Here is a 26,897-nt window from a genome sequence, read left to right on the forward strand (position 1 = left end):
TCATGACCCTGCTGGCATCACCGGCGCACTAAGCGGCTTGGCGCCCAGCCATTCCCAGGCGGCCGCTTCGTCCTCGGCCTCGAAATGCCGGAATTCGATTGGCACGGAGGCGGGCAAGATGCCTTGTGCGCCCGGTATCCAGTTTGGCTCGCCGATTGCCGCACAGCGGCCGATATGCGCCACGGCATCGGCGGTGCCCTGTTCGATAGTACTGTCCGACACATCGGCCCAGTCGACGCCGTCATGATCGACCAGACGCACCAGCACGTCGACTCTCGGGTGCAGCGCGTAAGCCGCCTCCAGCAAACCGAACAGATTCTCCGCGTCGGCGGCCGTGATATGGCCGACGACGTCGATGGCGAACAGGTCGTCGCGGTCGGTGTCGATGCGGCGAACCGCCGGCACGGCTTCAAGATAATTCACGGGCCTTCCTCTTGCTGGATATTATTCGTTCCTCTGGAACACCGGAAACCCCCTGTCTGTTCCCGCCAAAGGCGTTATAGGTGGCCGCAAATACGTCCGGACCCGAGAAGCCATGCCTGCAAAACTCTCCGTCAATCTCAATGCCATCGCCATGCTACGCAACCGGCGCGATCTGCCGTGGCCAAGCGTCACCGGGCTCGGACGCATCGCACTTGCCGCGGGCGCGCATGGGCTGACAGTGCATCCGCGGCCCGACGAGCGGCACACCAGGCATTCCGACCTGCCGCAGATCAGGGCGCTGATCGACGACGAATTCCCTCAGGCGGAGTTCAACATCGAGGGCTATCCGAGCGAGGATTTCCTGGCGCTTGTGGAAAAGCACCAGCCGGAGCAAGTGACGCTGGTGCCCGACGACCCTGCCCAGGCCACCTCCGACCATGGCTGGAACTTTGCCGCCGAGGCGGCGTTCCTGACGCTGGTCGTCAAACGCCTGAAAAAGGGGGGCTTTCGCGTGTCGTTGTTTTCCGACTCGGATCCGGCAGGCATGAAGGCCGCGCGCGACACCGGCGCCGACCGGATCGAGCTCTACACGGGTCCATATGGCAGCTATCATTCCGATTCGGCAGAAGCGGCGAAGGAGCTGGAAAGATTAGGGAAAACCGCGGATGCCGCGCTTGCCGCCGGACTTCAGGTCAATGCCGGGCACGATCTGGTGGTGAACAACCTGCCGGCATTGGCAAAGCGCATCCCGGCACTGGCCGAAGTGTCGATCGGACATGGGTTGACAGCCGATGCGTTGGAGTATGGCATGGCCGGTACGGTCAAAAGATTTCTGAAGGCCTGTGGGTGGTAGCGATGGAAGCCTCGCTTTGCGGACATGGCAGCCATCACGTTGGGGCACTTGATATTGCATCGCAGCAAGCGTAGAGCACCGCGCGCTTATCGGAGTGTCGTCCATGGCCCTTACCAACAGTGGTAGTGAGGCAGAACCAGTCGAACAATCAAGCCATCCTGAGGTCGAAAAGCACAGCACCAAGGTTTTGATGCTGGGCGCTCTCGGCGTGGTCTACGGCGATATCGGCACCAGCCCGATCTATGCGCTTCGCGAAGCACTGCATGCTTCGTCCGGCACCGATCCGCGCAGTGCCGTTCTGGGCATTCTGTCGCTGATCGTCTGGGCACTGACGATTATCGTGACAATCAAATACGTCGCCTTCGTGCTTCGGGCGGATAACAAGGGTGAAGGCGGTACCCTGTCGCTTATGGCGCTGGCCCGGAAAGCTTATCCGGCTGGTTCCGGCATCATTCTTGCCATTGGTCTCTGCGGAGCCGCACTGTTTTTCGGCGACGCGATCATAACGCCGGCCATCTCGGTGCTTTCAGCGGTGGAAGGCCTGAGCGTCGTGACCCCGGCGTTCGACCCGTACGTGGTTCCCATTACATTGGTGATTCTTGCCGTCTTGTTTGCCGTGCAGCGCTTCGGGACCGGTAGAGTGGCCTCCGTTTTCGGGCCGGTGACGGCGCTCTGGTTCCTGGCGATCGGCATTGCCGGATTGGTGCATATTCTTGACGATGTGTCGGTGCTTTTGGCAATCAACCCCTACTATGCGGTCGCCTACCTTGCCGAAGCCAAAACGGGTGCATTTCTCACAGTCGGTGCGGTTTTTCTGGCGGTTACCGGTGCTGAAGCGCTTTACGTCGATCTCGGGCACTTCGGTCGCCGTCCAATCGTGCTAGCCTGGTTCTGGATCGTCTTCCCCTGCCTGCTACTCAGCTATTTTGGGCAAGGCGCGTTCGTTCTTGCTCACGGGGGGCTGCCCGACAATCCGTTTTTCCAGATGCTGCCAGATTGGGCACTGATACCGATGGTCGGGCTCGCCACAGCAGCGACTGTCATCGCCAGTCAAGCCGTTATCTCCGGGGCGTTTTCGCTGACCAGGCAGGCGGTGCAGCTCAATCTTCTGCCCAGAATCGAAGTTCAGCATACTTCCGAGATGCAACTCGGCCAAATTTACATGCCACGCGTGAATCTCATTCTCGCGCTCGGCGTAATGCTGCTGGTCGTCGGCTTTGGCAGTTCGAGTTCCCTGGCTTCCGCCTATGGAATTTCGGTGACAGGCGAAATGCTGATGACGACTATTTTGCTATTCGTGGTGATGCGGTGGCAATGGAAATGGCAGACCGCACTCGCTGCGGCGCTTGCGCTGCTCTTTGGCACGATAGACACCGGCTTCTTCCTGGCAAATATCGTGAAATTCGTGGAAGGCGGATGGGTTTCGATCGCCGTTGCCTGCATCATGGGGCTGATCATGGGGACCTGGATACGCGGGAGTCGCTATCTATTCGACAAGACGCGCCGGAACGAAATTCCGCTCGATTTCCTTGCCGGCAATTTGTTGAAGAAAAAGCCGCAGCTGGTGTCCGGTACGGCCGTGTTCCTGACCAGCGATCCCGTCAGCGCGCCGACGGCGCTGATGCACAGCCTGAAGCATTACAAGGTGTTGCACGAACAGAATGTCATCCTCTCGGTGGTGACGGCGCAGCAGCCCGTGGTGCCCGACAGCGAGCGGGTTAAGATGGAAACGATCAACGAGCTGTTCATGCGGGTGACGCTGACCTTCGGCTACATGGAACAGCCCAACATCCCGCGTGCGCTGGCGATCTGCCGCAAGCAGGGCTGGAAGTTCGACATCATGACGACCTCCTTCTTCCTGTCGCGGCGCTCGCTCAAGGCGTCACCCAATTCCGGCATGCCGGTGTGGCAGGACAAGTTGTTCATCGGGCTGGCGCGCACGGCAGCGGATGCGACGGAGTATTTTCAGATCCCGACCGGACGTGTGGTTGAGATCGGAACGCAGGTGGCTATCTAGGACATGCCGATATTCAGGTGAGGCCGGCCTGCGAACGGCGGGTTCCTGCGCTTCCGGTACTCACGGACCAAATGTCCGCTCCGTTCCGGTTCTCGGAACCCACCATTCTCGACTCGGCCTGACCTGAATCTCGACATGCCCCTGACCACGGCGGACTTCAGCCGGCTAGCACTGCCTTGTTCGCTTCAAGAAATTGCTTCAGCGATTGCGGCTTTTTGCCTGAAAGTGTCTCGATCGCGTCGGTAACCATGCCGATGCGGCCGGAGCGCGTGTTGGTGTCGAAGGAAACGACAACGGGAGCAAAATCCGAGGGAACGCCGGCGGCCTTCAGACCGTCGGTCAAGGCTTCATCCGAAAGCTGAACGACCTCGATGGGCCTGCCGGTGACGTCGGTGACCAGGGCCGCGATCTCGGCGACCGTGTAGGCCTGCGGACCCGTCAGCGTGTATGTGGTGCTTTCGGTATCGCCCGAGGCAAGACCGGCGGCGATCGCCACGGCCATGTCGTCGCGAGCGCCATGGGCGATGCGGCCGTCGGCCGCCGATGTGTACCACTGCCCCGAAGCAATGGCATGCGGCAGCGACATGAAGAGGTTCTCCTGATACCAGCCGTTGCGGAAAATCGTGTAGGGGATGCCGCTCGCCTTGATCGCCTGCTCGGTCCCGTAGTGATCGCCCGCAAACAGCACCGGCGAGACCGGCTCAGGATTGGGCATCGAGGTGTAGAGCAGATGCGAAACGCCGGCCTCCCTGGCGGCTGCGACTGCATTTTCGTGCTGCTTGAGGCGCTTGCCCCCAAGGTCGATCTCGCCGGTCGAGATGATCAGGACCCTGCCGGCGCCCTTGAATGCCTCGACGAGCGACGCCGTGTCATCGAAATCGGCTTGCCTGATGGCAACGCCGCGCGTCGCGAGGTCGGCGAGGTTTTCCGGATTACGGGTGGCGGCGATGATCCGTGCGGGCGGAACCTTGAGCGTGTCCAGCAGATGATGGATGACGCCGCGGCCGAGCTGGCCGGAGGCGCCGGTGACGAGAAGGGTTTCGGTCATGGGAAGTCCTGTCGTTGCGCCGGAGCGGCGGGTGCTTATATAAGTCTCAAAAAGAGACCAGCACTAAAATAAGAATTGACGGACCCTCGTAAAGAAGGCAGTTTTGCGGGAGGTAGGCAGGCGCAGGGAACCAGCGATGGACAGCAAAATCGTCGGTCTGAGATCGAAGCTCGAGATTTACAAAGCGGGCAGCGGCGGGGGGAACATTGCGGACTGTCCGGTTCGCGATGTGATCCAAGGCATCAGCAACAAATGGAGTTCGCTGCTGATGATGGCGCTGGCAGAAAAGCCGTACCGGTTCGGCGAATTGCGGCGGCTGGTACCCGACATTTCACAGCGCATGCTCACCCAGACGCTGCACGATTTGCAGCGCGACGGTTACGTCCATCGCGAGGTGTTCCCGACCAAGCCGCCGAGCGTCGAATACAGTCTGACCGATCTCGGACGCTCGATGTTCGGACCCCTGCACCAGCTGCTCCAGTGGGCCGAGCTCAATCATGGCGCTGTGCGCGACGCGCGGAACGCATTCGACGCTACCGAGAATTAACCATCAATGCCGGAGTGGCAATGCCAAGTGCGACGGCTTGATTGGCGATACCGCTGAAGGATTGTCCGGCTTGGGCGAGAAGATTCGGCGGGCAATGGGCATTTCTTTGGACATCGCGATTGCCGGCGCCGGCCCGGCCGGACTGGCCGCGGCACTCTATCTGAAGCGTGCCGGGCACCAGGTCACCATCTTCGAGCGCTTCGGCGCGCCAAAGCCAGTCGGGTCCGGATTGATCCTGCAGCCGACCGGGCTGACGGTGCTTGCCGATCTCGGCCTGCTCGACGACATCCTAGTGCTGGGCAGCCGCATCGACCGCCTGCATGGCGCCGATGCGAAAATCGCCGCAGCGTGCTCGACGTCCGCTATGATGCGCAGCGCGGCGGCCGTTTCGGGCTGGCGGTGCACCGGGCGGCCTTGTTCGGCGTGCTTTTCCGCGCCGTCCGGCGCGAGGCGATCGCCATCGAAACCGGCGTCGAACTCGAGACGCTGGAAACCGGCGAGCGGACAACGCTGATCTGCGGCAACGGGCGACGGATAAGGCCGCGGGTGTTTCAGGCGCTGTCGCTGATGCTGACGCCGTTCTACCAGTCGGATTCGACCGTGATGCCGTTTGTCCGCGTCAGGCTGGTGGCGTCAGTGGCGAAAATCCCGCCAGTGCCAAACATCCTTGCCTCGATGGTGGCTGGAACCGTGGTCGATCCGTTTAGGCGGATCGGTATCAAGGAAGCGCGGTGGCCGCCTCGTTGCGGCGGATAAGTTTCGAAAGATGCGAACCCTTCGCTTGCAGGAATGCATGAAGGCGCTGTGGATAATCCGGGGCGACAGCGTTCTTCACCGACTTGCGTTCGCGCAATTCCTTCCGCCAGGCCTCGACTAGCGACTTTCCGTTCAGGAGGCGGAAATCGTCGATCCGATCGAACGCGTCGAGATAGCGGAAGATTGGTCCATAGACAGCATCGACCAGTGAAAAGCGCTGGCCGGCAAACCATGGCCCAGCTCGGCCAGCCGCCAGTTCTATTTCGAGACGATCGAACATTGCCGACAGACCTTGGCATTCGGCAAGGAAGGCAGCCTCGGTCGGTGCGGAATAGAGTCGACCGATTGCGTTGAGGATGGCAGAGCCGAACTCGATCCAGGCGCGATGCCGGGCGCGGGCCAGCGGGTCGGCAGGGTGGAGTGGGTTGGCCAGCGTTTCCTCAAGAAATTCGAGGATGACCGCCGATTCGAAGATCGCGGTTTCCTCGCCATTCTGCTGCACGCGCAGCAGCGGTACCTTGCCGAGCGGCGATATCGCCTTGAACCAGGCCGGCTTGTTGGCGAGATCGATGGTGAGGCGTTCGAACGGCACGTCCTTTTCGGCGAGCGAGATGGCCGCGCGCTGCACATAGGGACAAAGGTGATAGCTGACGAGAACGAGCTTGTCGGTCACCAGTCTGCCCGTCTCCGGGATGCCGGCGATCTTGCAGATTTCATGTTTCATGGCGGTGCCTTCCGATTATCGATGCAACTGCATCTATATAGATGCATCCGCATTAACCGTCAAGCTTGATGCAATTGCATCTATCGCCTATGCTGCAATCATGACGGAGAAAACCAGTCCTTCGCCCGCTGCCATCAAAGCCTGGGCGCGCCTGATGCGCGTTTCGCGCCAGCTGATGGAAAGATCTGAAGACGCGCTGAAGGACAGCAGCTTACCGCCGCTTGCCTGGTACGATGTGCTGCATGAGCTTGCCGAAGCGGGCGAGGGCGGCTTGCGGCCATTCCAGCTGATCGAGCGCACATTGTTTGCGCAATACAACATCTCCCGGCTGTTGGCGCGGCTCGAAGCGGACGGGCTGGTCGAGAAGCTCAGGGTTGCCGATGACGGGCGGGGACAGACTATCCGCATTACGGGGAAGGGGCGCGAGACGCGCCGCCGCATGTGGGCCGTCTACGGACGATCGATCGCGGAACTGGTCGGCGCCAGGCTTTCAGATGATGATCTCGACACCTTGTCGGCTCTGCTTGGGCGGCTGCGCCATCCAGCCGCCTTGGAGTAATGTGGCCTTTTGGCGCTGAAAAATCGTTGCAGCGACGTCAGACACTTCCCCACAGGAATGCCAGTGCCGCCAGCACGCCAAGCATGACGCGAACCAGATGCAGATTGCCCCATTTGACGATCAACGCCCGGGCTTGCGGGTTGGCGGCGGCCGCGTCCATCGCCTCCAGCAGTCGATTTGTCGGCATCATTGCGATCAGCGTCCATGGCCAGGGCAGGATGATCAGGACCGCCCCGACCAGATAGGCGAGATTGCCGGTCTGCCACCAGGCAATGACACCAAGAACACAGGCAACGACGGCGATCGACGCCTGCATAGCGGCGCCGCGTTTGTAGGAGGGCTGCCATTCCTGCAGCAGTGCCCTGTCATCGAGACGAAGCCGCGCCGGCTGCTCGGCAACGCTGACATAGATGGCGGCGCCCGCGAAAGCGGCGGTAACGGTCAATGCAAGCAGACCGACAAGCATCTTCCCTCCATGACATGCCGTTTCAGTGGGGCCGTTCCAGTGGAGGCCGTCCGGCCTGGAATGCGTCAAAATGCGGAGATAGGGCTTGCACCGGGTCCGACAATACGTCATAGACAAGCCGAACCGTAACGTACGGTACTGAGCTGGCTGCTGCCACCATCATCGAGCAGGAAAAGAGTTTGTTGCAGGCAAGCGTCGAGATCGACACGGGCGAAGCGCTGACGGCACGGCAGAAAGCCGTGCTCGACGCCGCACTTCGCCTTCTGGTCGAGGAGGGCGATCAGTTGACCATGACCGCCGTGGCGCGGCGGGCGAGCTGTTCCAAGGAAACGCTCTACAAATGGTTCGGCGATCGCGACGGGCTTTTGACGGCAACTGTGCAATGGCAAGCGTCCAAGGTGCGCGTAGTGCCGGTCGACCGCAAGGGGCTCGACCTTGCCTCGCTGACGGCGAGCCTAGAACGCTTCGCCTCGGATTGGCTGAGGGTGATTTCGAGCGACACTTCGATCGCGCTCAACCGCATTGCGGTCAGTCACGCCGGATCCGGCAAGGACGATCTCGGCGGCATCGTGCTGGAGAACGGCCGCTTCGCGCTGGCCAGGCGCCTGAAGCCGGTGCTGGAAGCCGGTCGGCAGGCCGGGCTTCTCGAGTTCTCGGACGCCGAAGCGGCATTCCGTACCTTTTTCGGGCTGGTCGCCCGCGACGTGCAGATCCGCCTGCTGCTCGGCGACCGGCTGGAATTGACTGATGCGGCGATCGGCGGTGATGCCGTCCGGGCGACGCAGCAGTTTCTCGCTCTTTACGGAGCAAAAACCGGGCCGCAAGGCCCCTAGAGCCGGATGATTTCAGGTCAACTCGACCTGAAATCTGAATCCGGCTCTAAATCAAAGAGATAGAGCATGATGTTGTCCGAAAACCGCTTCACACTTTTCGGCATCATGCTCTGAATTCACAACGGGAAGGAAAGAAAAATGCGTGTCTATTACGATCGCGATGCCGATCTCAACCTGATCAAGGGCAAGAAGGTCGCCATCATCGGCTATGGCAGCCAGGGCAGGGCGCATGCGCTCAATCTCAAGGATTCCGGCGTTAAGGATATCGCAATCGGCCTGAAGGCCGGATCGGCGACCGCCCAGAAGGTCGAGGCAGACGGGCTGAAGGTGATGAGCGTGGCGGAGGCCGCCAAATGGGCCGACCTGATGATGATGGCAACGCCCGACGAGCTGCAGGCCGACATCTATAAATCCGAGATCGCGCCGAACATCCGCGACGGCGCGGCGATCGCCTTCGCCCACGGCCTCAACGTGCACTTCGGCCTGATCGAGCCGAAGGCCTCGGTCGACGTCGTCATGATCGCGCCGAAGGGGCCCGGCCACACGGTGCGCGGCGAATACCAGAAGGGCGGCGGCGTGCCGTGCCTGGTCGCCGTTAACCAGGACGCTTCGGGCAATGCGCTCGATCTCGCTCTGTCCTATGCCTGCGGCGTCGGCGGCGGTCGCTCGGGCATCATCGAGACCAATTTCCGCGAGGAGTGCGAGACGGACCTGTTCGGCGAGCAGGTGGTGCTGTGCGGCGGTCTGGTCGAGCTGATCCGGGCGGGTTTCGAGACGCTGGTGGAAGCCGGCTACGCGCCGGAAATGGCCTATTTCGAGTGCCTGCACGAGGTCAAACTGATCGTCGACCTGATCTATGAGGGCGGCATCGCCAACATGAACTACTCGATCTCGAACACTGCCGAATGGGGCGAATATGTTTCGGGCCCGCGCATCATCACCGCCGAGACCAAGGCCGAGATGAAGCGCGTGCTGAAGGATATCCAGACCGGCAAGTTCACCTCGGAATGGATGCAGGAATACCGCGCCGGCATGTCGCGCTTCAAGGGCATCCGCCGCAACAACGACAGCCACCAGATCGAGGAAGTCGGCGCCAAGCTGCGCGCGATGATGCCGTGGATTTCGAAAAACAAGTTGGTCGACAAGGCCAAGAACTGATCCGCAATTTCACTTTGCGTAAGAGCCGGCGGAGCGATCCGCCGGCCCAGGGTGCGAGGCCTTTGGGTCCTGTGGGCCTCCGCCTCTATCTTACTTGCCGGGGCTGCACTGCTCGTCGGGGTATTCTAGGAGATTTTTCTCTCGCCTAACTTCGTCGACTGCTTAAAGGGCCCCGTGCAGAGGATTTAGCCGTAGTGCCAGTGGGGCTTTGGCTCGGTGCCGGTGAACATGATGCCGATGCGGTCCTCGCGGCGCCAGCGGACCACTGCCTTGTAGGCGATGCCGTCGGTCGGCACATAGAGCAGGAACTCGTCGGGCACGCGTGCGTCGATCGAGACCTTCAGTTCGGCGCCGCCGTCATGCATGTTGCGCACCGTGCACGTGACCTCGGAATTGGTCATGCCGGTTAGGATCGTCGCGCCCTTGAAGACGCGCTGCCTGCGTTTGTCCCGGTTTTCCTCTTCAGCCATCGCGCATAATCCCTGGTGCGATCGGCAAGATAGTTAGGCCCGCCTGATAAACATAGCGTTATCATCGGCGGCGAAAACGATTTCGCGGTGCCCTGGCCGGGCGGAGTACAAGAGAAGGATCGTGTAGACGAAAACGGCGCCGCGCGGCGCGGCGCCGTCTGGAGTTCATCACTCGCTCCGCTCAGCTGTAAGGCGACCAGCACTGCTGGCGCGGACCGCCATAGGGCTGGAATGTGTTGTCCCAGGCGCGATACGACCGGTAGCGGTCGTAGCACCAGCGGACATGGGCGCTGGAAAGCCTTTGTGTGCGATACTGACGCCGAGGCGGGTAATAGCCCGGCCCATAGTAGCTCGGCCCGCTGTAATAGTTGTAGGCGGGCAGCCCGAGGCCGAGGCCGAAAAAGATCGCGGAATCGTTGAAATGACGGCGATGATGACGACGGTGGCGCCAGCGCCAGCCATCGTCGCGATCACGCCATCTCCAGGCTTCGTCGCGACCGCGCCATCTCCGATGATCGCCGCCGCCCCGCCACTCCCGGATGCCGTGCCGATTGCGCCAGCGCCATTCGCTCAGCATCCGCCTGTCGTTGCCGCCGGCCCAACTCTCGCGGACCGGCACAATGTCGGGGGCGACGGCGTTGGCCGGCACCGGAAGGACAGGGTTGGCAATTGGGCCGGCAAGCGAGGGAGCCGTCAGGCCGGCCAGAAGACCCAGCGCCAGCAGCCCGGATCTGACAGAAAGAGAAAAGAGCGGTTTCATTGCACTCTCCAAGAAATTTCAGGCCCCACGCCCGAATACCCTGAGGAAGAATGTCATTCATGGAACTTCGCGCCTGAACGGAGGATGAACGGAAAGGTTTCGTCAACCATGACGGGCAGGGCAGGCCCTTGTTTTCGGGCGCGCTTGTGGGCAAAGGTCACCGCCATGTCGCTGCGCCTCGCCACCTTCAATGTCGAAAACCTGATGAACAGGTTCGATTTTTCCGGATACCGCAACCAGCTCAACGAAGATCGCACGCTGGCGCTCTTCGACATTCAGAGCGAGGCCGAATACAAGATGCTGGAGCAGGCGCGGGCGATTGCGCAATCCGACGATACGCGCCAGCTGACGGCATTGGCCATCGCTGCTACCCGCGCCGACATCATCTGCATGCAGGAGGTCGACAATATCGAGGCGCTGAAGGCTTTTGAATATGGTTATCTGTTCAAGATGGTCGGGCATGGCTACCGCCAGAAATACACTACCGCCGGCAACGATTCGCGCGGCATCGACGTCGCCGTGATGATGCGCAACGAGACCGCTCAGGGTCAGCCGATCGAATTCGTGCGCATGACAAGCCACGCCTATGTCACGTTCGAACAATTCGGCCTGCACACGCCGGAACTGGCAGCGTTTGGGCATCAGGCCAACCAGCGCATCTTCCGGCGCGACTGCCTGGAGATCGACCTGACCGTCGGTCGCGTGCCGCTGACGCTCTATCTGGTGCACTTCAAGTCGATGGGCTCGCCCCGCAACGGTCTCGACGGGCGCCAGGCGACAATGCCGCTGCGCATCGCCGAGGCGCAAGCGGTGCGCCGGATCATCGAGGAGCGTTTCGGTGGGGATCACGCCGCCGACAAGTACTGGGCGATCTGCGGCGACATGAACGATTATCGGCAGCGCGTGAAGATCTCCGGCGACGCCTTTGACGGCTACCGCTTCGAGGTGATCGATGAGAGCCAGTCCTGCCTCAACGTGCTCACCGCCGGCGGCTTTTGCGAGAATGCGGTCGAGCGGCGCCCGGAGATGGATCGTTGGACCTTATACCATACGCGCGGACCGCAAGAGCGGCATCTGTGCCAGCTCGACTACATCCTGTTGTCGAAGGCACTGGCAGCCAAGAACGCGACGGCCGTTCCCGACATCATCCGCCACGGCCAGCCCTGGCGCACGATCTTTCCGACGGGCCAGGAGGTGGACCGCTTTCCGCGTGCCGGCTGGGATCGGCCGAAAGCGTCGGATCATTGTCCGGTGGCGATCACCCTTGAAATGGCCTGAGGATCGCTCCGTTGAGCTTCGACCTGCCGCGCAACATCATCCTGCCGGTCGACGCCGTCGACGTCAGGCTCGACCCCGGCCCGCATCCGTTCGAACGCGATAATGCGCAAGCGATCGCCGAGAATTGGCGGCGCGAGACCGCAGCCAATCCGGCGTTGTTCGACGGCACTGTGGTGCTGCTTTCGGCGCTCAGCTTTCGCGATAACAGCCTCGTGGGCCGCTGCCATGCGGTGCGCTACTCGACTTTCATGCTTTGGCGCGGCAACCGGCAGGTGGCTGGGGCCGAGCACGCCTATGCCCATGCCATGCTGGTCGCCGGCGACAACGCGCTGGTAGCGATCCGCATGGCGTCGCACACGGTCAATGCCGGCCGCGTCTACTTCGCCGCCGGCTCGTTCGAGCCAACCGATTTCCGCGACGGCCTTGTCGATGTCGACTTCAACATGATCCGCGAGGTGCGGGAAGAAACCGGCCTCGACCTTGCCGGCGCGACACGCGGTAGGCGCTACTATGCCCTGTCGACGGCAACCGGCACGGTGATCTTTCGCCGCTATCGCGAGACGGCATCCGCCGACGAGGTCGCGCAGCGCATCAGTGCCTTTGTCGCCGCCGAGGCAGAGCCGGAAATCGACGGGCCTGTTATCATCCGCAATGCCGATGACCTGCCGGACGGGCTGATGCCGCATATGAAGCCACTGATCGAGTGGCATTTTGCCGGCAAGGACTGACGCATCGGCCCGAAATCGGAAAGCACCATGCAAAGATTAAAAGTGTTAGAGCGTACTTTGTGCGTCCAAGTGGACGCAGGTCGCTCTAACGACGCATTTTGTTTTCGATGGCTTTGCGGTCGTTGCGGGCGGCGACGAAAAACAGCATGACGCCGATACCCAGCAGCGCACCCATCGCCGTTCCCATCGTCTGACCAACAACCTGCTGGAAATCGGCGGTGACATGATCGGGGTTGGCCATGCCATAGCTGGCCAAGTACCACCAAAGGCCCGCCAATGCGGCCTCGATGATCACCGTCACCAGAATCACACGCTCTTTCTTGCTCATCCCACTATTCCCCCATATCCCCAAGGCGATTGCTACCACCGCGGATTGGATCGCGACAGGGGGAGGCGACGGCAGCGTCAAAATTTTGGGGGACATCTGAAGGCGGCGCGCGCTCCGCCGCGCTATTCATGCCTCAGCGCGTCGATCGGATCGAGCCGCGCGCCACGCAGCGCCGGGAAGAAACCGAACACAATGCCGATCAGCGCCGAGAAACCGACGGCGAGCAGGATTACCGCCGGGCTTGGCGCGAAGGGGATGGTCAGCGTCAGCGAGGCGAGGCCGGCCAGCGCCAGGCCGATCAGGATGCCGATGATGCCGCCGAGCAGCGACAGCACGGTCGCCTCGACCAGGAACTGGATGAGGATGTGCTTTTCATGCGCGCCGATGGCCAGCCGGATGCCGATCTCGCGGGTGCGCTCGGTGACCGACACCAGCATGATGTTCATGATGCCGATGCCGCCGACCAACAGGCTGACGCCGGCGACCGCACCCAGCATGCCAGTCATCGTCGTGGTGGCGCTCGCCATGGCGTCGGCGATCTGGGTCATGTCGCGTATCGAGAAATCGTCTTCGCGGTCGGGCGTGATGCGGCGTGTGTCGCGTAAGATGTCCTCGACGCGCGGCAGCAGCTCGGTCGTCGGCGTCCGGTCGTCGGCGGCGACGTAAATCGAGTCGATGTCGCGGTTGCCGGCGATGCGGCGCTGATAGGCGGCGAGCGGCATCAATACGACATTGTCCTGGTCCTGGCCGAAGCCGGTATAGCCCTTCGGCTCGAGCAGGCCGATGATCTTGCAGGATGTGCGATTGACGCGAATGATCTCGCCTTCGGGGTCGCCTGCGCCGAAAAACTGCTGGCGCACCGTTTCGCCGATCAGGCAAACGCCGGTACCCGAGCGGGTCTCCGAATCGCTGAACGGGCGGCCTGAAACCAGCTTCCAGTCGCGCGCATCGAGATAGGCGCTATCGGTGCCGGTGACACCCGATGTCAGGCTCTCGGTGCCGAAGATGACGCGGACCTGCTTTTGCGAGGCAGGTGAAATGGCGCGGGCGCCGCTCAGATGGGTGACGAGCGCGGCAAGGTCCTTTTGGGCAAGCGGACGGACCACCTGGTCGAGCCCTCCCGGTCCGCCGGGTCCGGCGGGGCGGCCGGAACGGACGACAAGCAGATTGCTGCCGAGCTTGGAGATATCGGCCTTTACCTTTTCGGTGGTGCCCGAGCCGATGGTGAGCATGGCGATGACGGCGGCAACGCCGATGACGATGCCGAGCAGCGTCAGAAACGAGCGCAGCACGTTGCGGCGGACCGACAGCAGCGAGAGGCGGACAGTTTCCCAGATCACGGTCACACCACCTCAAGGTTCATGGTGTCGGATGCGACATGGCCGTCGAGGAAGCGGATTGTTCGCTCGGCATAACCGGCGACATCGGCCTCGTGCGTGACCATGGCGATGGTGAGGCCAAGCTCTGTGTTCAGCCTGGTCAAGAGTTCCATGATCTCGTGGGTGCGGGCGGTGTCGAGATTGCCGGTCGGCTCGTCGGCCACCAGCAGGGTCGGCCTGGTGACAATGGCGCGCGCGATCGCCACACGCTGCTGCTGGCCGCCGGAAAGCTCGGCCGGCGTGTGGTGCTCGCGGCCGATAAGGCCGACCTCGGCCAGCGCTTTCATTGCGAGGTCATAACGCTCGCGGGCGGCAACGCCGCGATAGATCAGCGGCAATTCGACATTCTCCACCGCCGTGGTGCGCGGCAGGAGATTGTAGCCCTGAAAGACGAAGCCGACATAGAGGTTGCGCAGCATGGCGCGGCGGTTGCGGTCGAGACGGCCAGCATCGATGCCCATGAAGCTGTAGGTTCCGGCCGTCGGCGTGTCGAGGCAGCCGATGATGTTCATTGCCGTCGACTTGCCGGAGCCGGACGGTCCCATGATGGCGACGAATTCGCTGCTGCGGATAGCAAGGTCCACACCAGCCAGCGCATGGACCGTGGCCTCGCCCTGGCCATAGCTTTTCCAGACCTCGTCGAAGGTGATGAGCAGCGAGCCTGACATGATTTCAGCTCCGCTGCTGCGCTGCGGTGATGACGTGCGCGCCTTCTTCGAGGCCGGAGGTGATCTCGGTCAGTTCGCCATCGGTGGAGCCGACCTTGACGCTGACCGGCCGAGGCCGGCCGTTCTCCAGCACATAGAGCGTGCGCGAGCCGTCGGTAGGCTGCGACGTCGCCAGGCGCTGGCGGTTGCCGCCTGGACGGCCCATGCGGCCCGTGAACAGGTCGCTCAGGCTCCACGCGCGGGCGGCTGTTTGCGCCGGCCGATAGCGAAAGGCGATCGCCGGCACTGTGAGCACGCCCTTGGCCTGCTTGGTGACGACCGAAACGGTGGCAGTCATCCCAGGCCGCAACAGAAGCTCGTTGTTGTCGACCTCGAACCGTGCATCGTAGGTGACGACGCCGTCGGTGGTGACCGAAGCGTACGAAATGTCGCGGATCTCGGCATCGAACCGCCGTTCCGGAAAGGCGTCGACGGTGAAGCGCGCATGCTGGCCGGGCTTGACCGCGCCGATGTCGGCCTCGTCGACCGCTGCCTTCAATTCCATATTTCTGAGATCGGCGGCGATGACGAACAACACCGGCGCCTGCAGCGAGGAGGCAACCGTCTGGCCGGGATCGACCGAGCGCGTCAGAACGATGCCGTCGATGGGCGCATAGATGGTGCTCTTGGCGAAGTCCGTCTGCTGCGCCTTGAGATCGGCATTGGCGATGGCAAGACTGGCTTTGGCGCTGTCGAGCGCTGCCTTGGAGCGGTCGCGCGTCGCGGTCGCCGCTTCAAGCGACTGGTCCGTCGCCATGCCGCGCCTGGTGAGTGCCGCCGCGCGCACAAGCGCCCTTTCGTTTTCGGTGAGGGTTACGGTGGCGGTCTCGACATTGGCGGCCGCCGCCTTGGCGGAAGCCTCGGCGCGCTCGATCTGCACCTCCAGCTTGGCCGTATCGAGCGCAGCCAGCACATCGCCCTTCTTCACCTGCTGGTTCTCGTTGACCGCGACCGAGCGGACGACGCCGGACAGTTCGCTCGAAATGTCGACCTGGGTGAGGGGCTGCAGCGTGCCGGTCGCCGATACCTCGACCGTGAGATCGGCGACAGCGGCCGGCGCCGTGGTATAGTCGATCCTGGCGGGAGACGCGGCGTACCATTGGTAGCCGGCGAGGCTGGCGGCGATGACGACCAGCACAAGCAGGCCATAAAGCCAGCCGCGATGGCGTTTCTTCTTCAGACCCAGGTGGTCAAGCCCAAGTGCCGTCTCTATGTCGGAAGTGGATTCCGTCTTTGGCAGATTGACAATCTGGTCCACGCCGGACCCCTATGAACAGCGGTAATCCCATCAGTGCACAGATCAGGCCGAATGGTTCAAATATCAAATTAAATTTCGCCCATGTTGGGATTGAGGCAGGAGGCTTTCTACAATGCTGACCCGGAACTACTTACTGTACGACGTGTTCACGACCGAGCGGCTGGCCGGCAATCCGCTGGCCGTCGTGCTTGACAGCAATGGGCTGGACACGACCGCGATGCAGGCCATCGCACGCGAGTTCAACCTGTCGGAAACCGTTTTCGTGCTGCCGCCTGACAATCCCAAGCACCGCGCCCGCATCCGCATCTTCACGCCCGATTATGAGATGCCGTTCGCTGGCCATCCGACTGTCGGTTCCGCGATCGCGCTTGCCGAAATAGCTGGCGATGGCGACACCGCCGGCATCTTCGTCCTGGAGGAGAATATCGGCCCGGTGCGCTGCGCCGTCAGCAAGCATGATGGCACCATCTTTGCCGAGTTCGACCTGGCCAAACTGCCGGAACAACTGGAATTGTCCGCCGACCCGGTGGCGATCGGCGCCGCACTTGGGTTGGGTCCGCACGAAATCGGCTTCGAGAATCACCGCGTCTCGTTCTGGTCGGCCGGCGTGCCCTATGTGACCGTTCCGGTCGCCGGTCTGGAGGCCGCCGCCCGTATAAGGCTGGATAACCAGGCGTGGTCGGAATTAGCACCCCGCAAGAGCGAATGGGCCTTCGCCAGCCCGTATGTCTACTGCCGCGAGACGGTGAACTACGAAAGCGCCTTCCATGCCCGCATGATCGTGCCGGGCAATCCTTCCTATGAAGACCCGGCGACCGGTTCGGCGGCGGCGGCCTTCGCCGGCGCGATCATGCATTTCGACGACCCGCGAGACGGGGTCTCGCGACTGTGGATCGAGCAAGGGCTTGAGATGGGCCGGCCTTCGCGCATTCGCCTCGAACTGAATGTTGAAGGCGGCAGGCTGGCAGCCGCCCGCATCGGCGGCCATGCGGTAAAAGTGGCGGAAGGCAAGCTGTTCGTCTGATCGCGATTGGCTCGAGGCGATTTGTCGGGAAATGAATCCGGCAGGGCTGGACATGGCGGATGGCGGCGGCTATATGCCCGCCGACGCTGGTTTTACCGGCGAGTGGGTGCGTAGCTCAGTTGGTAGAGCAGCTGACTCTTAATCAGCGGGTCACAGGTTCGATCCCTGTCGCACCCACCAAAGATTTCAAAGACTTAGGTGGCAAGACCCTGAGAACGGGGCGAGAATGTGAGACTGAAAATCTCAATCTCACGCCCCTGTATCGAGCCGTGTCGCCTCTCATGAGTTTGCGAGCATTTACTTCTCCGACACCCCGGCCTCGGCGAAGCTTGCCATGCGGGCATGACATTCGAGCGCCGAACGGACAATGTTGACGGCGAGGCAGGCGCCGGAGCCTTCGCCGAGCCGCATGCCGAGATCGAGCAGCGGCGGCAGGCCGAGCGCCTCGAGCAGCCGGCGATGGCCGGATTCGGCAGAGACATGGGCGGCAAGCGTGTGGGCGAGGCCGGTGGGGTGCAATTTTGCCAGCGGTGCGGCGGCGGCGGTGCAGACGAAGCCGTCGAGCAGCACAGGTACGCCTAGATGGCGTGCGGCCAGCGTAGAGCCAAAGATGGCGGCGAGTTCGCGTCCGCCAAGCGCTGCTGCGATCTTCAGCGGGTCGGCAAGCGCCTCGGCGTGGCGCTTGAGGCCGGCCTCGATGGCGGTGATCTTGCGCACCAGGCCGGCATCGTCGACGCCGGTGCCGCGCCCGGTCCATTTTTCCGCGCCGCCGCCGAACAGGGCGGCCGAAATGGCTGCCGCCGGCGTGGTGTTGCCGATGCCCATTTCGCCGAAACAGACCAGGTCGAGGTCTTTCGTCACCGCGCCGTACCCGGCCGAGACGGCGGCGAGGAAGGCTTCGTCGTCCATTGCCGGCACTTGCGTGAAATCGCCGGTCGGATGATCGAGATCGAGCGGAATGACGTCGAGTTCAGCACCGGCGATGCGGGCGATCTGGTTGATGGCGGCACCGCCGCCGGCGAAATTCGCCACCATCTGCACGGTGACCTCCGACGGGAAGGCGGACACGCCCTGTGCGGTGACGCCGTGATTGCCGGCAAAGACGAAGACTTTGACGCGGCCGAGCTTCGGCATGTCGCGGCCCTGCCAGCGCGCAAGCCAGGCCGCTATGGTTTCCAGCCGGCCGAGACTGCCTTGCGGCTTGGTCAACGTGTCCTGGCGGCGGGCGACAGCATTTGCCGCGGCGTCGCTGCCGGCAGGCAGGTCGAGGCAGGCCGCGCGTAATTCATCAAGCGATTTGAAAAGCATGGGGGCATAGTCTCCGAAACAGAGTCAGGAAAGGCAAACGGAAGCGACGAGCAGTATTGCGATCTCGCCAAACTGCTGCAGCGCGCCGACCGTATCGCCGGTCTGGCCGCCGATCTGGTTGAGGCACAGCATACGGAAGGCGGCAAACAACAGGCCGAGCAGGATGAGCGCGGCGACCGCGCCACCGAACCCTAGCGTCAGCCCCGCCACAGCGCCGAGCACGGCGCCGGCAATGGCAGTTTCGGCCGACACGGTGCCTGCATCGGCCGAGAGACCGTCGCTGCGAGCCGGCGGCAACAGATGCATGAAAGCGCCGAGCAGGCCGCGCGAAGCGGCATGCGCAGCGATGAGAGCGACGAGAACTTGCACCGGGCTGCCGAATTCCGAAAGCACGCTCCAGCGGATCAGCAGCGAGAGGCCGAGCGCACAAGCGCCATAGGCGCCGATGCGGCTGTCGCGCATGATCTCCAGTTTTTTCTCGCGTGTCTTGCCGCCGCCAAAACCGTCGGCGACATCCGAAAGTCCGTCTTCATGCATGCAGCCGGTGGCGAGCAAGGTTGCGGCCAGGGTCAGTGCTGCTGCCGGACCGTCGGCAAGGCCGAGCCAAGTCCCGATCGCGTAAACCAAGGCGCCAATCAGAGCGACCGCGAGGCCGGCGACCGGCGCTGCCCAGATCGCGGCAGCAAGGCCGCGGTCCCGGAAATCGACGACCGGCAGCGGCAGCCGGGAGAAGAAGACGACGCAGAGCGCGATGTCATCGAGCGCTTGGCGAAGCGAAGGGGGCATGTCCTTGAGTTTGAGCATGATCTATTCCGAAAACCCGTTCCCGCTTTTCGCTGACGCGGACCCTCGGTTCGGGATCATGCCCTCGCCTCTCGCAATGGCGTGGAAGAACGTGCCGCTGACATGGCCGCGCCGGTAACCGGAGGCGCCGAGCGGATTGCCCTGGCCGTCAGCGAGGTCGGCCAGCGGCTCGTCATTGCCGGTCGCAATCATCTGCGCATAGTGGAACTCGTGGCCACGGATCCGCGTGCCCTGAGGCCCCAGTGGACAATCGGCGCGCAGCCGCGCCTCGCGGTAGCCGAGATTCATCTTTCGCTTGGCAAAGCTGGTCGAGTGGCCGAGCAGGCCGAGCATCCGGTGCATCTCTCCCGATGCGTCCTCCAGCGCTTCGCCGAGCACCATGAAGCCGCCGCACTCGCCATGCACCGGCCGTGTTGCCGAAAACGCCTCAATGCCGGCCCTGAAATTCACAGCCGCCGCAAGGCGGCCGGCATGAAGCTCGGGATAGCCGCCAGGCAGCCAGCAGACATTGCAATTGACGCTGGGCGCTTCGTCGGCGAGCGGCGAGAAGGGGATGATTTCCGCCCCGGCCTTGCGCCAATGCGTCGCGACATGCGGATAGAGGAAGGTGAAGGCGGCGTCCTCAGCCAGTGCGATGCGCTGGCCGGGTGGCGGCAGCGCGCCGCTGAAGCTGCCCGGTGCGGGCGCAATTGGCGCCGCCAACGCCATGATGGCCTCGAGGTCGAGCGATCTTTCGACCATGTCGGCCAGCCGGTCGAGATGGGCCATCAAATTCTCATATTCGCCGGCCTGGACGAGGCCGAGATGGCGCTCCGGCAGGTTAAGCGATGGATCACGCAGGATCGCGCCGACAACAGGCAGGCCGATCGCCTCGATCGCGTCGCTGCAAAGCCTTCGGTGCCGCTCGCTGCCCAACCGGTTGAGCACGACGCCGGCCATACGCACATCGGGATCATATGTAGCAAAACCCTTGGCGACGGCCGCCGACGTGGTCGACTGCCCGGAAACGTCGAGCACCAGCAGCACCGGCAGGCCGTAAAGCCGGGCAAGATCTGCGGCCGAGCCGGTGCGGCCTGGAGCAGCGGGAATCCCGTCGAACAAGCCCATCGCGCTTTCGAGGAAGATGAAATCGGCATCTTCAGTTGCGTCACCGGCTAGCGCGTTGAGCAAGGCGGGCGGCATTGCCCAACTGTCGAGATTGACGCCGGAAAGGCCTGTCGCGGCGGTGTGGAAGCCGGGGTCAATATAGTCCGGCCCGGATTTGGCGCCACGCACTTTCAGACCGCGCCGGGCGAGCGCGCGCAAGATGCCGATGGTGACGCTGGTCTTGCCCGAGCCCGAGCGCGGCGCGCCGATGATGATCGCGCGGGTCATGGCTCGCCCGCCAATGCCGCACGCATCGCGACGATGCCGCCGACGACGATCAGCGCCGGCGAGGTCAACCCGGCGGCGGCGGCCTCCTCGGCGATGGTGGCGAGCGTGGCGACGACGATGCGCTCCTGCGGCGTCGTCGCGGCGACGATCACTGCAGCAGGCGTGGAAGGCGGCAGGCCGCCCTCGAGCAGCGAGGCTGATATCAGCGGCAGATTGGCCATTCCCATATAGACAACGACCGGCTGGCCGGTCCGGGCGATTGCCGCCCAGTCGAGATCATCGTCGGTGCCGGCAGCGTGGCCGGTGGCCAGGATCACCGCCTTGTTGATGCCGCGCATGGTGGCCGGGATGCCGGCTCCAGCCAGCGCGCTGAGACCTGAAGTCAGGCCGGACAGGATGCGGAACGGGATGTTTTCGCGCGCCAGCGCCAGCGCCTCTTCGCCGCCGCGGCCAAAAACATAGGGGTCGCCGCCTTTCAGCCTGACGACGCGGCGGCCTTCTCGCGCCAGTCGCACAAGCAAGGCGGTGATGTCTTCCTGCTTCATCGACGGTTGGCGGCCGCGCTTGCCGGCATAGAACAGCTCGGCACTCGCCGCCACTGCCACGACATCGGGAGATACCAGCGCGTCGTAGACGAGGGCGTCGCACTGCCCAAGCGCGGCCAGCGCTTCCAGCGTCAGGCAGCCGGGATCGCCGGGGCCGGCGCCGGCCAGCCAGACATGGCCCGGCTCGAGCTGGCGCGGTTTGAAGTTCAGCCGGGCCAAAGCCTGTTCGACTGAGGCGTTTCGATGTCTGTTTCCGGTGCTGTCGTTCACGATCCGTCCCGTCCGCGAAAGCGCCGCTGGTAGTGGGCGTCGTAAAGTGAACTCTCGCCAAAGTCTTCCGCTGCCAGTGAGCGGCCGACGAAGATGATCGCCGTGCGCTCCATCGGATCGGCGGCCAATAGCGCCGCGATCGTCGCCAGCGTGCCGGTCAGCAGTCGCTCGTCCGGCCAGGAGGCGCGGAAGACAACCGCCACCGGGCAATCGGCGCCATAGAATGGCGTCAGCTCGGCGACGACACGGTCGATCGCGTGGATGGCAAGGTGAATGGCCAGCGTCGCGCCGGTGCGGCCGAAGCCGGCCAGGGTTTCGCCGGGCGGCATTTTCGAGGCACGACCGGAGATGCGGGTCAGCACCAGGCTTTGTGCGATTTCGGGAACGGTCAGTTCGCGGCGCAGCGCTGCCGCAGCGGCCGCAAATGACGGCACGCCCGGCGTCAGCGTATAGGCGATGCCGTGCTTCTCCAGCCGGCGGATCTGCTCGGCAACGGCGCTCCACACTGACAAGTCGCCGGAATGCAGGCGGGAGACATCGTGGCCGGCCTGGTGGGCCGCCACATATTCCGCTTCGATCTCGTCGAGCGACATCGGCGCGGTGTCGATCAATTTCGTGCCGGGCGCGCAGTGCTGCAACAGTTCCGGGGCGACGATCGAGCCGGCATAGAGGCAGACCGGGCAGCTTGCCAGCAGCCGGCTACCGCGCAACGTAATGAGGTCGGCCGCGCCCGGTCCGGCGCCGATGAAGTGGACGGTCATACCGCGTCTCCGCTGATGGCGATGGCACAGGTGACCGGGCCGAGCACGATGCGGGACCCAAGCAGTTTTGCGCCTTTCCCGGCGGCGGCAAGCGCGGAGGCTTCGGAAACCGACGGCGTGCCGGCATGTTCCTGCGACAGGCTCGAGCGGCTGATTGCGCGCGAAGACGCGGCCCTGAGCGCATCGTCCTCGACAATGGTCACCGGTAGGGCGAGCTCGCGCCCCGCCGAGAAGATTGCCTGCTCGTCCTGCTTCAGAGAAGCGGTGGCGAGCGCCGAAAGTGCCGTCATCGCCAGCCCATGCGCTTCCAGCGCGGTTTCTATGGCCGCAAGAACGTCTTGCACACTCACGCCTTTGCGGCTGCCGATGCCCGCGATCATCATGGCTTGACCCAGCTCCATTGGGTGACCGGCATAGCCGGCCGCCATGCCTGCATCGAACCAACCGGTGAAGCACGGGAGATAGAGATGTGGGTGAGATCGCCGCCGACCGCGGCGTGACGGGCGAGAAGCAGCGCCTCCATCTCCAGCGTCACCGCGTTGGCGACCAGCCGGCCGCCAACACGCAGAGCCTTGATCGCCGCGCCCAGCACGCCGGTATCGCTGCCGCCGCCGCCGATGAAGATCGCGTCGGGCGTGCCTAGCCTGGCAAGCGCCTTCGGTGCCGAGCCTTCGACCACGACAAGGCCAGGCACGCCACAGTGTGAAGCGTTGCGGTGGATGCGGGCGGCGCGGGTTGGGTCGGCCTCGATGGCAATGGCGCGCATGGAGGGATGGGCGAGCATCCATTCGATGCCGATCGAACCCGAGCCGGCGCCGATGTCCCACAGCAATTCGCCGCGCCTGGGGGCGAGGGCGGACAGGGTGATGGCGCGCACCTCGCGCTTGGTGATCTGGCCGTCATGCTCGAACAAATGATCGCCAAGGCCTGACGTCAGCGGCAGGATGCGTCCTTCTGAAGTCGATCCAACTTCGATTGCCAGCACGTTGAGCGGGTTGATCTTTTCGAGGGCGAAGGCGTCCGCGCGCGTCGAACGCAGCCTTTCGTTCGGGCCGCCCAGTGCCTCCAGAATGGTTAGACGCGACGCGCCGAAGTCGAGTTCGGTCAGCAGGCGCGCAATCGCGGCTGGTGCATCGCCGTCCGAGGTCAGCGCAAGGATGCGGGTGCCCGGATGCAGCAGCGGCCGGATCAGGTCGAGCGAGCGGCCGTGCAGCGAAATGGTCTCAATATCCTGAAGCGCCCAGCCGAGGCGGGCGGCGGCCAGCGATGTGGCCGAAGGGGCAGGAATCACCTGCATCTCTCGCGAAGGAATCTTGCGAGCAAGGGTGACGCCGACACCATGGAAGAACGGATCGCCGGAGGCCAGCACACAGACCTTTTTACCCGCAAGTGCCAGCACGTCGCGCATTTCTGCATCGAAAGGGGTCGGCCAGGCGCGTGCTTCGCCTTTGGTGAGCGATGCGACAAGGGCAAGGTGGCGTGTGCCGCCGAAGACGAATTCGGCCTCGGCGATCAACCGCTTGGCCTCTTCGCCGAGACCCGCTACACCGTCCTCGCCGATGCCGACGATTGTTAGCCATCTTGAGTTGAGCTTGGCGCCGCGCGAACCGTCAGCAGGCATGATGACCCACCGTATTCTGATCCTCGGCGGAACCACCGAAGCCCGGCAACTGGCGCGAAAGCTGGTCGCGCGCACCGATGTGTCGCTCACGCTGTCGCTGGCCGGCCGCACCGAAAATCCTGTCGCGCAAGACGTGCCCACCCGTACGGGTGGTTTCGGTGGTGCCGCCGGGCTGGCGGCATATCTGCACGAGACCCACATCGACCTGCTGATCGACGCCACGCATCCCTATGCGGCGCAAATCTCCGCCAATGCCACGGAAGCGGCGCATGAGGCCGGCGTGCCGATCATTGCGCTCAGGCGCCCGGGCTGGGAGCCTGCCGAAGGCGACCGATGGACGCTGGTCGACAGTGTTGCCAGCGCGGTGACGGCGCTGGGGTCGGCTCCACGCCACGTTTTCCTGGCGCTCGGGCGGCAGGAGGTCGCCGCTTTTGAGGCCGCACCCCAACATCACTATCTTATCCGCAGCGTCGATCCGGTCGAGCCAAGGCTCGCTGTGCCCGATGCGACCTATCTCTTGGCGCGCGGGCCGTTTCGGGAAGCCGACGAACGTGCACTGCTTCTGGAACACCGCATCGACGTCGTCGTTTCCAAGAACAGCGGCGGTGAGGGGACCTACGGCAAGATCGCCGCAGCGCGGGCGCTCGGCATCGAGGTGGTCATGATCCGTAGGTCGACGCTGCCGGATGTCCCGTCGGCGGAAACCGTCGAAGCGCTTGCCGCGATGGTCGATCATTTTCTGGTCAGTCATTTTCTTGGGCCCGCCGCCGAACGCGGCGTGTAGACCAGTGCCGGTTTTTCGCCGCGCTTGATGATCCTGGTTTCCGGCGAGCCGATGATGATGCAGGTCGCCATGTCGGCCTTTTCCGCATCGGCTTCCGCCAGCAAAAACACCTCGATGCGCTCGTCGGGACGGCCGGCGGCGCGGCCGAAGACGACCGGCGTGGTGCCGGGCAAGATCGCCGTGAGGCATTCGAAGGCGCGGCCAAGCTGCCAGGGGCGCGCCTTGCTGATCGGATTGTAGAGCGCGATGACGAAGCCAGCGCCCGCCGCCGCCAGCAGCCGCAGCTCGATCAGGTCCCAGGGTTTTAGATTGTCGGACAACGAGATGGCGCAGAAATCATGGCCGAGCGGTGCACCGATGCGGGCAGCGACCGCGAGCATTGCGGTGATGCCCGGCAGCATCGCGACGTCAACGGCACGCCATTCGGCCGGGCCGGCCTCGATCGCCTCGCAGACGGCCGCTGCCATGGCAAAGACCCCGGGGTCGCCGCCCGAGACGACGGCGACAGCGTGGCCCTGCGCAGCCTTTACCAGCGCGTCCCTGGCGCGGGACAGCTCCTCGCGATTGTCCGAGGCGACGCGGGTCTGGTCGGGGCGCAGATCGAGCCGGTCGAGATAGGGCTTGTAGCCGTAGAAGAATTTTGCCTCGGCGACGGCGCGGCTTGCCTCCGGCGTCACCTGGTCGGCATTGCCTGGTCCGAGGCCGATGACGGTCAGGCGGCCGCTCATGTTTCGGCTCCCAATGCGGCGGGCCGGCCTGACCAGCCGGCCACCAGCACGATGGCGAAGTAGGGCGCCTTGGCGTCCTGCTTGTCGGTCAGCCGCATCGAAACGCCGCCCGGCATGGTGCCGCGCTCGACATAGACGGCACGCGCCAGCTTGTCGGTCGCTTCCAGTGCACGCCTGATCTTGGGCAGGTTGCGGCCGACCTTCATGATGACTGCGGCATCGGTGTCGGCGAGGCGGCGCGTCAATTCGAATTCGCTCATCGTGCCCGGCAACACGGTCAGCACGTCGTCGCCCTGCACGATCGGCAGGCCGGTCGCCGACCAGCAGCCGGACATGGCGGTGACGCCGGGAATGACCTCGGTCGGGAAGCGGTGCGCCAGCCTGACATGCAGGTGCATGTAGGAGCCGTAGAACAGCGGGTCGCCTTCCGAAAGCACCGCGACCGTCCTGCCGGCGCTGAGGTGCTCGGCGATTTTTTCGGCCGACTCTTCGTAGAAATCCGTTATCTGCGACCGGTAATCGCTGTGATCCTTGTCGATCTCGGTTGTCACGGGATATAGCAGAGGCAACTCTATCAAATCAGGACGAAAATGCGCGCCGACGATGGCACGCGCATTGCTGTTGTTGCCGCGCTTGGCGAAATGCGCGACCATGTCGGCCTCGGTCAGCGCGCGCACGGCTTTGAGCGTCAGCAGCTCGGGGTCGCCGGGACCAGTGCCGACGCCAATAAGCCTGCCTTTTGCAATCGCGTTCACAGACCCGGCCTCGCCAGCGCGTTGAGTGCGGCGGCCGTCATGGCGCTGCCGCCAAGCCTGCCCCGCACGATGGCGTAGGGCACGCCATAGGAATTCTCGGCCAGCGCATCCTTTGATTCGGCAGCACCGACGAAACCGACCGGCATGCCGATGATAACAGCCGGTTTCGGCGCGCCGTCGCGCAATCTTTCCAGCAGGTAGAAAAGTGCTGTCGGCGCATTGCCGATGGCGACGACCGAACCGGCCATGCGTTCGCCCCACAGGTCTATGGCTGCAGCGGAGCGGGTGTTGCCGATCTTTTTCGCGACGTCAGACGTTTGCGGGTCGCGCAGCGTGCAGATCACCTCGTTACCGGCCGGCAACCGGGCGCGGGTGACACCGTGCGAGACCATCTCCGCGTCGCAGAAGATCGGCGCGCCACCCGCCAAAGCCGTGCGTGCGGCGGCGACGAAATCGCTGGAAAAAACAAAGTGCCTGCTGGCCTCGACCTGGCCGCAGGCATGGATCATGCGGATGGCAACATCGGCCTCGGCATCGGAAAAGCGCGACAGGTCGGCCTCGGCGCGAATGATGGCGAAGGAGCGCTCATAGATGGCCGTGCCGTCATGGATATAGTCGTAGGCGGCCATGT

30 protein-coding genes, 1 tRNA gene and 1 pseudogene are annotated in these 26,897 nt (G+C 63.6%); 12 read left to right on the top strand and 20 right to left on the bottom strand.

Features of this window, described 5'->3' with window-relative positions; translation table 11 throughout:
- Nucleotides 1-423, bottom strand: a complete 423-nt coding sequence (locus A9K68_RS15175) for an STAS/SEC14 domain-containing protein (protein ID WP_065012337.1) — start codon at nucleotides 421-423, stop codon at nucleotides 1-3.
- 112 nt (nucleotides 424-535) lie between these two features.
- Between A9K68_RS15175 and A9K68_RS15180 the strand changes: the two genes are divergently transcribed.
- Together A9K68_RS15180 and A9K68_RS15185 are read left to right on the top strand one after the other, a co-directional pair.
- Complete coding sequence (locus A9K68_RS15180) at nucleotides 536-1,276, top strand: pyridoxine 5'-phosphate synthase (protein ID WP_065012336.1); 741 nt, start codon at nucleotides 536-538, stop codon at nucleotides 1,274-1,276.
- Nucleotides 1,277-1,379: 103 nt separating this feature from the next.
- Nucleotides 1,380-3,293 (top strand): potassium transporter Kup, encoded by a 1,914-nt coding sequence (locus tag A9K68_RS15185; protein WP_065012335.1) that lies wholly within the window; start codon nucleotides 1,380-1,382, stop codon nucleotides 3,291-3,293.
- A 157-nt stretch (nucleotides 3,294-3,450) separates the two neighbouring features.
- Here the strand turns inward: A9K68_RS15185 and A9K68_RS15190 are convergent, their stop codons facing one another.
- On the bottom strand, nucleotides 3,451-4,341 hold the full coding sequence (locus A9K68_RS15190; protein WP_065012334.1) for an SDR family oxidoreductase: 891 nt from the start codon (nucleotides 4,339-4,341) through the stop codon (nucleotides 3,451-3,453).
- 136 nt (nucleotides 4,342-4,477) lie between these two features.
- On the opposite strand from A9K68_RS15190, the gene A9K68_RS15195 reads away from it, so the two are divergent.
- Together A9K68_RS15195 and A9K68_RS15200 are read left to right on the top strand one after the other, a co-directional pair.
- Nucleotides 4,478-4,888 carry a helix-turn-helix domain-containing protein gene (locus A9K68_RS15195; RefSeq protein ID WP_065012333.1) on the top strand — a complete coding sequence of 137 codons (411 nt, stop codon included), beginning with the start codon at nucleotides 4,478-4,480 and terminating at the stop codon, nucleotides 4,886-4,888.
- Between the two features lie 94 nt (nucleotides 4,889-4,982).
- A pseudogene (locus tag A9K68_RS15200) lies at nucleotides 4,983-5,644 on the top strand (FAD-dependent monooxygenase).
- Here the strand turns inward: A9K68_RS15200 and A9K68_RS15205 are convergent.
- Nucleotides 5,607-6,368: a glutathione S-transferase family protein gene (locus A9K68_RS15205; RefSeq protein ID WP_082982797.1), complete on the bottom strand. Its 762-nt coding sequence runs from the start codon at nucleotides 6,366-6,368 to the stop codon at nucleotides 5,607-5,609. The pseudogene A9K68_RS15200 and the gene A9K68_RS15205 overlap by 38 nt on opposite strands.
- 100 nt (nucleotides 6,369-6,468) lie before the next feature.
- Here A9K68_RS15205 and A9K68_RS15210 point away from each other — a divergent pair, with 100 nt between their 5' ends.
- Complete coding sequence (locus tag A9K68_RS15210; protein ID WP_065012361.1) at nucleotides 6,469-6,927, top strand: MarR family winged helix-turn-helix transcriptional regulator; 459 nt, start codon at nucleotides 6,469-6,471, stop codon at nucleotides 6,925-6,927.
- A 37-nt stretch (nucleotides 6,928-6,964) separates the two neighbouring features.
- Here A9K68_RS15210 and A9K68_RS15215 read toward each other — a convergent pair whose 3' ends face one another.
- A complete protein-coding gene (locus tag A9K68_RS15215; RefSeq protein ID WP_065012332.1) occupies nucleotides 6,965-7,393 on the bottom strand; it encodes a DUF1772 domain-containing protein in 429 nt (142 codons plus the stop codon).
- Nucleotides 7,394-7,572: 179 nt separating this feature from the next.
- Between A9K68_RS15215 and A9K68_RS15220 the strand changes: the two genes are divergently transcribed.
- A complete protein-coding gene (locus A9K68_RS15220; protein WP_065012331.1) occupies nucleotides 7,573-8,226 on the top strand; it encodes a TetR/AcrR family transcriptional regulator in 654 nt (217 codons plus the stop codon).
- A gap of 138 nt (nucleotides 8,227-8,364) precedes the next feature.
- Nucleotides 8,365-9,384, top strand: a complete 1,020-nt coding sequence (gene ilvC / locus A9K68_RS15225; RefSeq protein ID WP_065012330.1) for a ketol-acid reductoisomerase — start codon at nucleotides 8,365-8,367, stop codon at nucleotides 9,382-9,384.
- A 185-nt stretch (nucleotides 9,385-9,569) separates the two neighbouring features.
- On the opposite strand, the gene A9K68_RS15230 is transcribed toward ilvC, so the two are convergent.
- A complete protein-coding gene (locus tag A9K68_RS15230) occupies nucleotides 9,570-9,854 on the bottom strand; it encodes a PilZ domain-containing protein (RefSeq protein ID WP_065012329.1) in 285 nt (94 codons plus the stop codon).
- 181 nt (nucleotides 9,855-10,035) lie between these two features.
- Entirely contained in the window at nucleotides 10,036-10,614 is a 579-nt protein-coding gene (locus A9K68_RS15235) for a BA14K family protein (protein WP_065012328.1), read from the bottom strand.
- A 165-nt stretch (nucleotides 10,615-10,779) separates the two neighbouring features.
- Between A9K68_RS15235 and A9K68_RS15240 the strand changes: the two genes are divergently transcribed.
- The gene (locus tag A9K68_RS15240) at nucleotides 10,780-11,892 is read left to right on the top strand and encodes an endonuclease/exonuclease/phosphatase family protein (protein ID WP_065012327.1); all 1,113 of its coding nucleotides are present in this window, start codon (nucleotides 10,780-10,782) and stop codon (nucleotides 11,890-11,892) included.
- Between the two features lie 11 nt (nucleotides 11,893-11,903).
- Nucleotides 11,904-12,620: a hypothetical protein gene (locus tag A9K68_RS15245; protein WP_065012326.1), complete on the top strand. Its 717-nt coding sequence runs from the start codon at nucleotides 11,904-11,906 to the stop codon at nucleotides 12,618-12,620.
- 85 nt (nucleotides 12,621-12,705) lie between these two features.
- On the opposite strand, the gene A9K68_RS15250 is transcribed toward A9K68_RS15245, so the two are convergent.
- From A9K68_RS15250 to A9K68_RS15265, 4 genes are all read right to left on the bottom strand, one after another.
- Entirely contained in the window at nucleotides 12,706-12,948 is a 243-nt protein-coding gene (locus tag A9K68_RS15250; protein WP_065012325.1) for a hypothetical protein, read from the bottom strand.
- A 122-nt stretch (nucleotides 12,949-13,070) separates the two neighbouring features.
- On the bottom strand, nucleotides 13,071-14,288 hold the full coding sequence (locus A9K68_RS15255) for an ABC transporter permease (protein ID WP_065012360.1): 1,218 nt from the start codon (nucleotides 14,286-14,288) through the stop codon (nucleotides 13,071-13,073).
- Nucleotides 14,289-14,290: 2 nt separating this feature from the next.
- On the bottom strand, nucleotides 14,291-14,998 hold the full coding sequence (locus A9K68_RS15260) for an ABC transporter ATP-binding protein (protein ID WP_065012324.1): 708 nt from the start codon (nucleotides 14,996-14,998) through the stop codon (nucleotides 14,291-14,293).
- A 1-nt stretch (nucleotide 14,999) separates the two neighbouring features.
- The gene (locus tag A9K68_RS15265) at nucleotides 15,000-16,292 is read right to left on the bottom strand and encodes an efflux RND transporter periplasmic adaptor subunit (protein ID WP_065012323.1); all 1,293 of its coding nucleotides are present in this window, start codon (nucleotides 16,290-16,292) and stop codon (nucleotides 15,000-15,002) included.
- A gap of 112 nt (nucleotides 16,293-16,404) precedes the next feature.
- Here A9K68_RS15265 and A9K68_RS15270 point away from each other — a divergent pair, with 112 nt between their 5' ends.
- Nucleotides 16,405-17,316: a PhzF family phenazine biosynthesis protein gene (locus A9K68_RS15270; protein WP_065012322.1), complete on the top strand. Its 912-nt coding sequence runs from the start codon at nucleotides 16,405-16,407 to the stop codon at nucleotides 17,314-17,316.
- A gap of 104 nt (nucleotides 17,317-17,420) precedes the next feature.
- Nucleotides 17,421-17,496, top strand: a tRNA-Lys gene (locus tag A9K68_RS15275).
- 117 nt (nucleotides 17,497-17,613) lie between these two features.
- Here the strand turns inward: A9K68_RS15275 and cobT are convergent.
- Genes cobT through A9K68_RS15310 form a run of 7 tightly spaced genes read right to left on the bottom strand, consistent with a single transcriptional unit; the run spans nucleotide 17,614 to nucleotide 23,999 of the window.
- Nucleotides 17,614-18,624 (bottom strand): nicotinate-nucleotide--dimethylbenzimidazole phosphoribosyltransferase, encoded by a 1,011-nt coding sequence (gene cobT / locus A9K68_RS15280; protein WP_065012321.1) that lies wholly within the window; start codon nucleotides 18,622-18,624, stop codon nucleotides 17,614-17,616.
- Nucleotides 18,625-18,648: 24 nt separating this feature from the next.
- Nucleotides 18,649-19,428 carry an adenosylcobinamide-GDP ribazoletransferase gene (locus A9K68_RS15285; RefSeq protein WP_065012320.1) on the bottom strand — a complete coding sequence of 260 codons (780 nt, stop codon included), beginning with the start codon at nucleotides 19,426-19,428 and terminating at the stop codon, nucleotides 18,649-18,651.
- A gap of 3 nt (nucleotides 19,429-19,431) precedes the next feature.
- Entirely contained in the window at nucleotides 19,432-20,802 is a 1,371-nt protein-coding gene (locus A9K68_RS15290) for a cobyrinate a,c-diamide synthase (protein WP_065012319.1), read from the bottom strand.
- The gene (gene cobA, locus A9K68_RS15295; RefSeq protein WP_065012318.1) at nucleotides 20,799-21,617 is read right to left on the bottom strand and encodes a uroporphyrinogen-III C-methyltransferase; all 819 of its coding nucleotides are present in this window, start codon (nucleotides 21,615-21,617) and stop codon (nucleotides 20,799-20,801) included. Before cobA ends, A9K68_RS15290 begins: the two co-directional genes overlap by 4 nt.
- The gene (cobM, locus tag A9K68_RS15300) at nucleotides 21,614-22,378 is read right to left on the bottom strand and encodes a precorrin-4 C(11)-methyltransferase (protein WP_065012317.1); all 765 of its coding nucleotides are present in this window, start codon (nucleotides 22,376-22,378) and stop codon (nucleotides 21,614-21,616) included. Before cobM ends, cobA begins: the two co-directional genes overlap by 4 nt.
- Nucleotides 22,375-22,761, bottom strand: coding sequence for a cobalamin biosynthesis protein (locus A9K68_RS15305; RefSeq protein ID WP_065012359.1), 387 nt, complete (start codon nucleotides 22,759-22,761; stop codon nucleotides 22,375-22,377). Before A9K68_RS15305 ends, cobM begins: the two co-directional genes overlap by 4 nt.
- Nucleotides 22,758-23,999, bottom strand: coding sequence for a bifunctional cobalt-precorrin-7 (C(5))-methyltransferase/cobalt-precorrin-6B (C(15))-methyltransferase (locus tag A9K68_RS15310; protein ID WP_065012316.1), 1,242 nt, complete (start codon nucleotides 23,997-23,999; stop codon nucleotides 22,758-22,760). The genes A9K68_RS15305 and A9K68_RS15310 overlap by 4 nt, the downstream gene beginning before the upstream one ends.
- A 1-nt stretch (nucleotide 24,000) precedes the next feature.
- Here A9K68_RS15310 and A9K68_RS15315 point away from each other — a divergent pair, with 1 nt between their 5' ends.
- Entirely contained in the window at nucleotides 24,001-24,783 is a 783-nt protein-coding gene (locus A9K68_RS15315; protein ID WP_065012315.1) for a cobalt-precorrin-6A reductase, read from the top strand.
- Here the strand turns inward: A9K68_RS15315 and A9K68_RS15320 are convergent.
- The 3 genes from A9K68_RS15320 to A9K68_RS15330 are packed head-to-tail and all read right to left on the bottom strand — an operon-like array spanning nucleotide 24,747 to nucleotide 26,895.
- Nucleotides 24,747-25,511 (bottom strand): precorrin-3B C(17)-methyltransferase, encoded by a 765-nt coding sequence (locus A9K68_RS15320; protein ID WP_029352074.1) that lies wholly within the window; start codon nucleotides 25,509-25,511, stop codon nucleotides 24,747-24,749. The genes A9K68_RS15315 and A9K68_RS15320 overlap by 37 nt on opposite strands.
- A complete protein-coding gene (locus A9K68_RS15325) occupies nucleotides 25,508-26,266 on the bottom strand; it encodes a precorrin-2 C(20)-methyltransferase (protein WP_065012314.1) in 759 nt (252 codons plus the stop codon). The genes A9K68_RS15320 and A9K68_RS15325 overlap by 4 nt, the downstream gene beginning before the upstream one ends.
- Nucleotides 26,263-26,895 (bottom strand): precorrin-8X methylmutase, encoded by a 633-nt coding sequence (locus A9K68_RS15330; protein ID WP_029352070.1) that lies wholly within the window; start codon nucleotides 26,893-26,895, stop codon nucleotides 26,263-26,265. Before A9K68_RS15330 ends, A9K68_RS15325 begins: the two co-directional genes overlap by 4 nt.
- Nucleotides 26,896-26,897 lie beyond the last annotated feature (2 nt).

The sequence above is a fragment of the Mesorhizobium sp. AA22 genome, from assembly GCF_001672375.2.
Lineage (GTDB): Bacteria > Pseudomonadota > Alphaproteobacteria > Rhizobiales > Rhizobiaceae > Mesorhizobium > Mesorhizobium wenxiniae.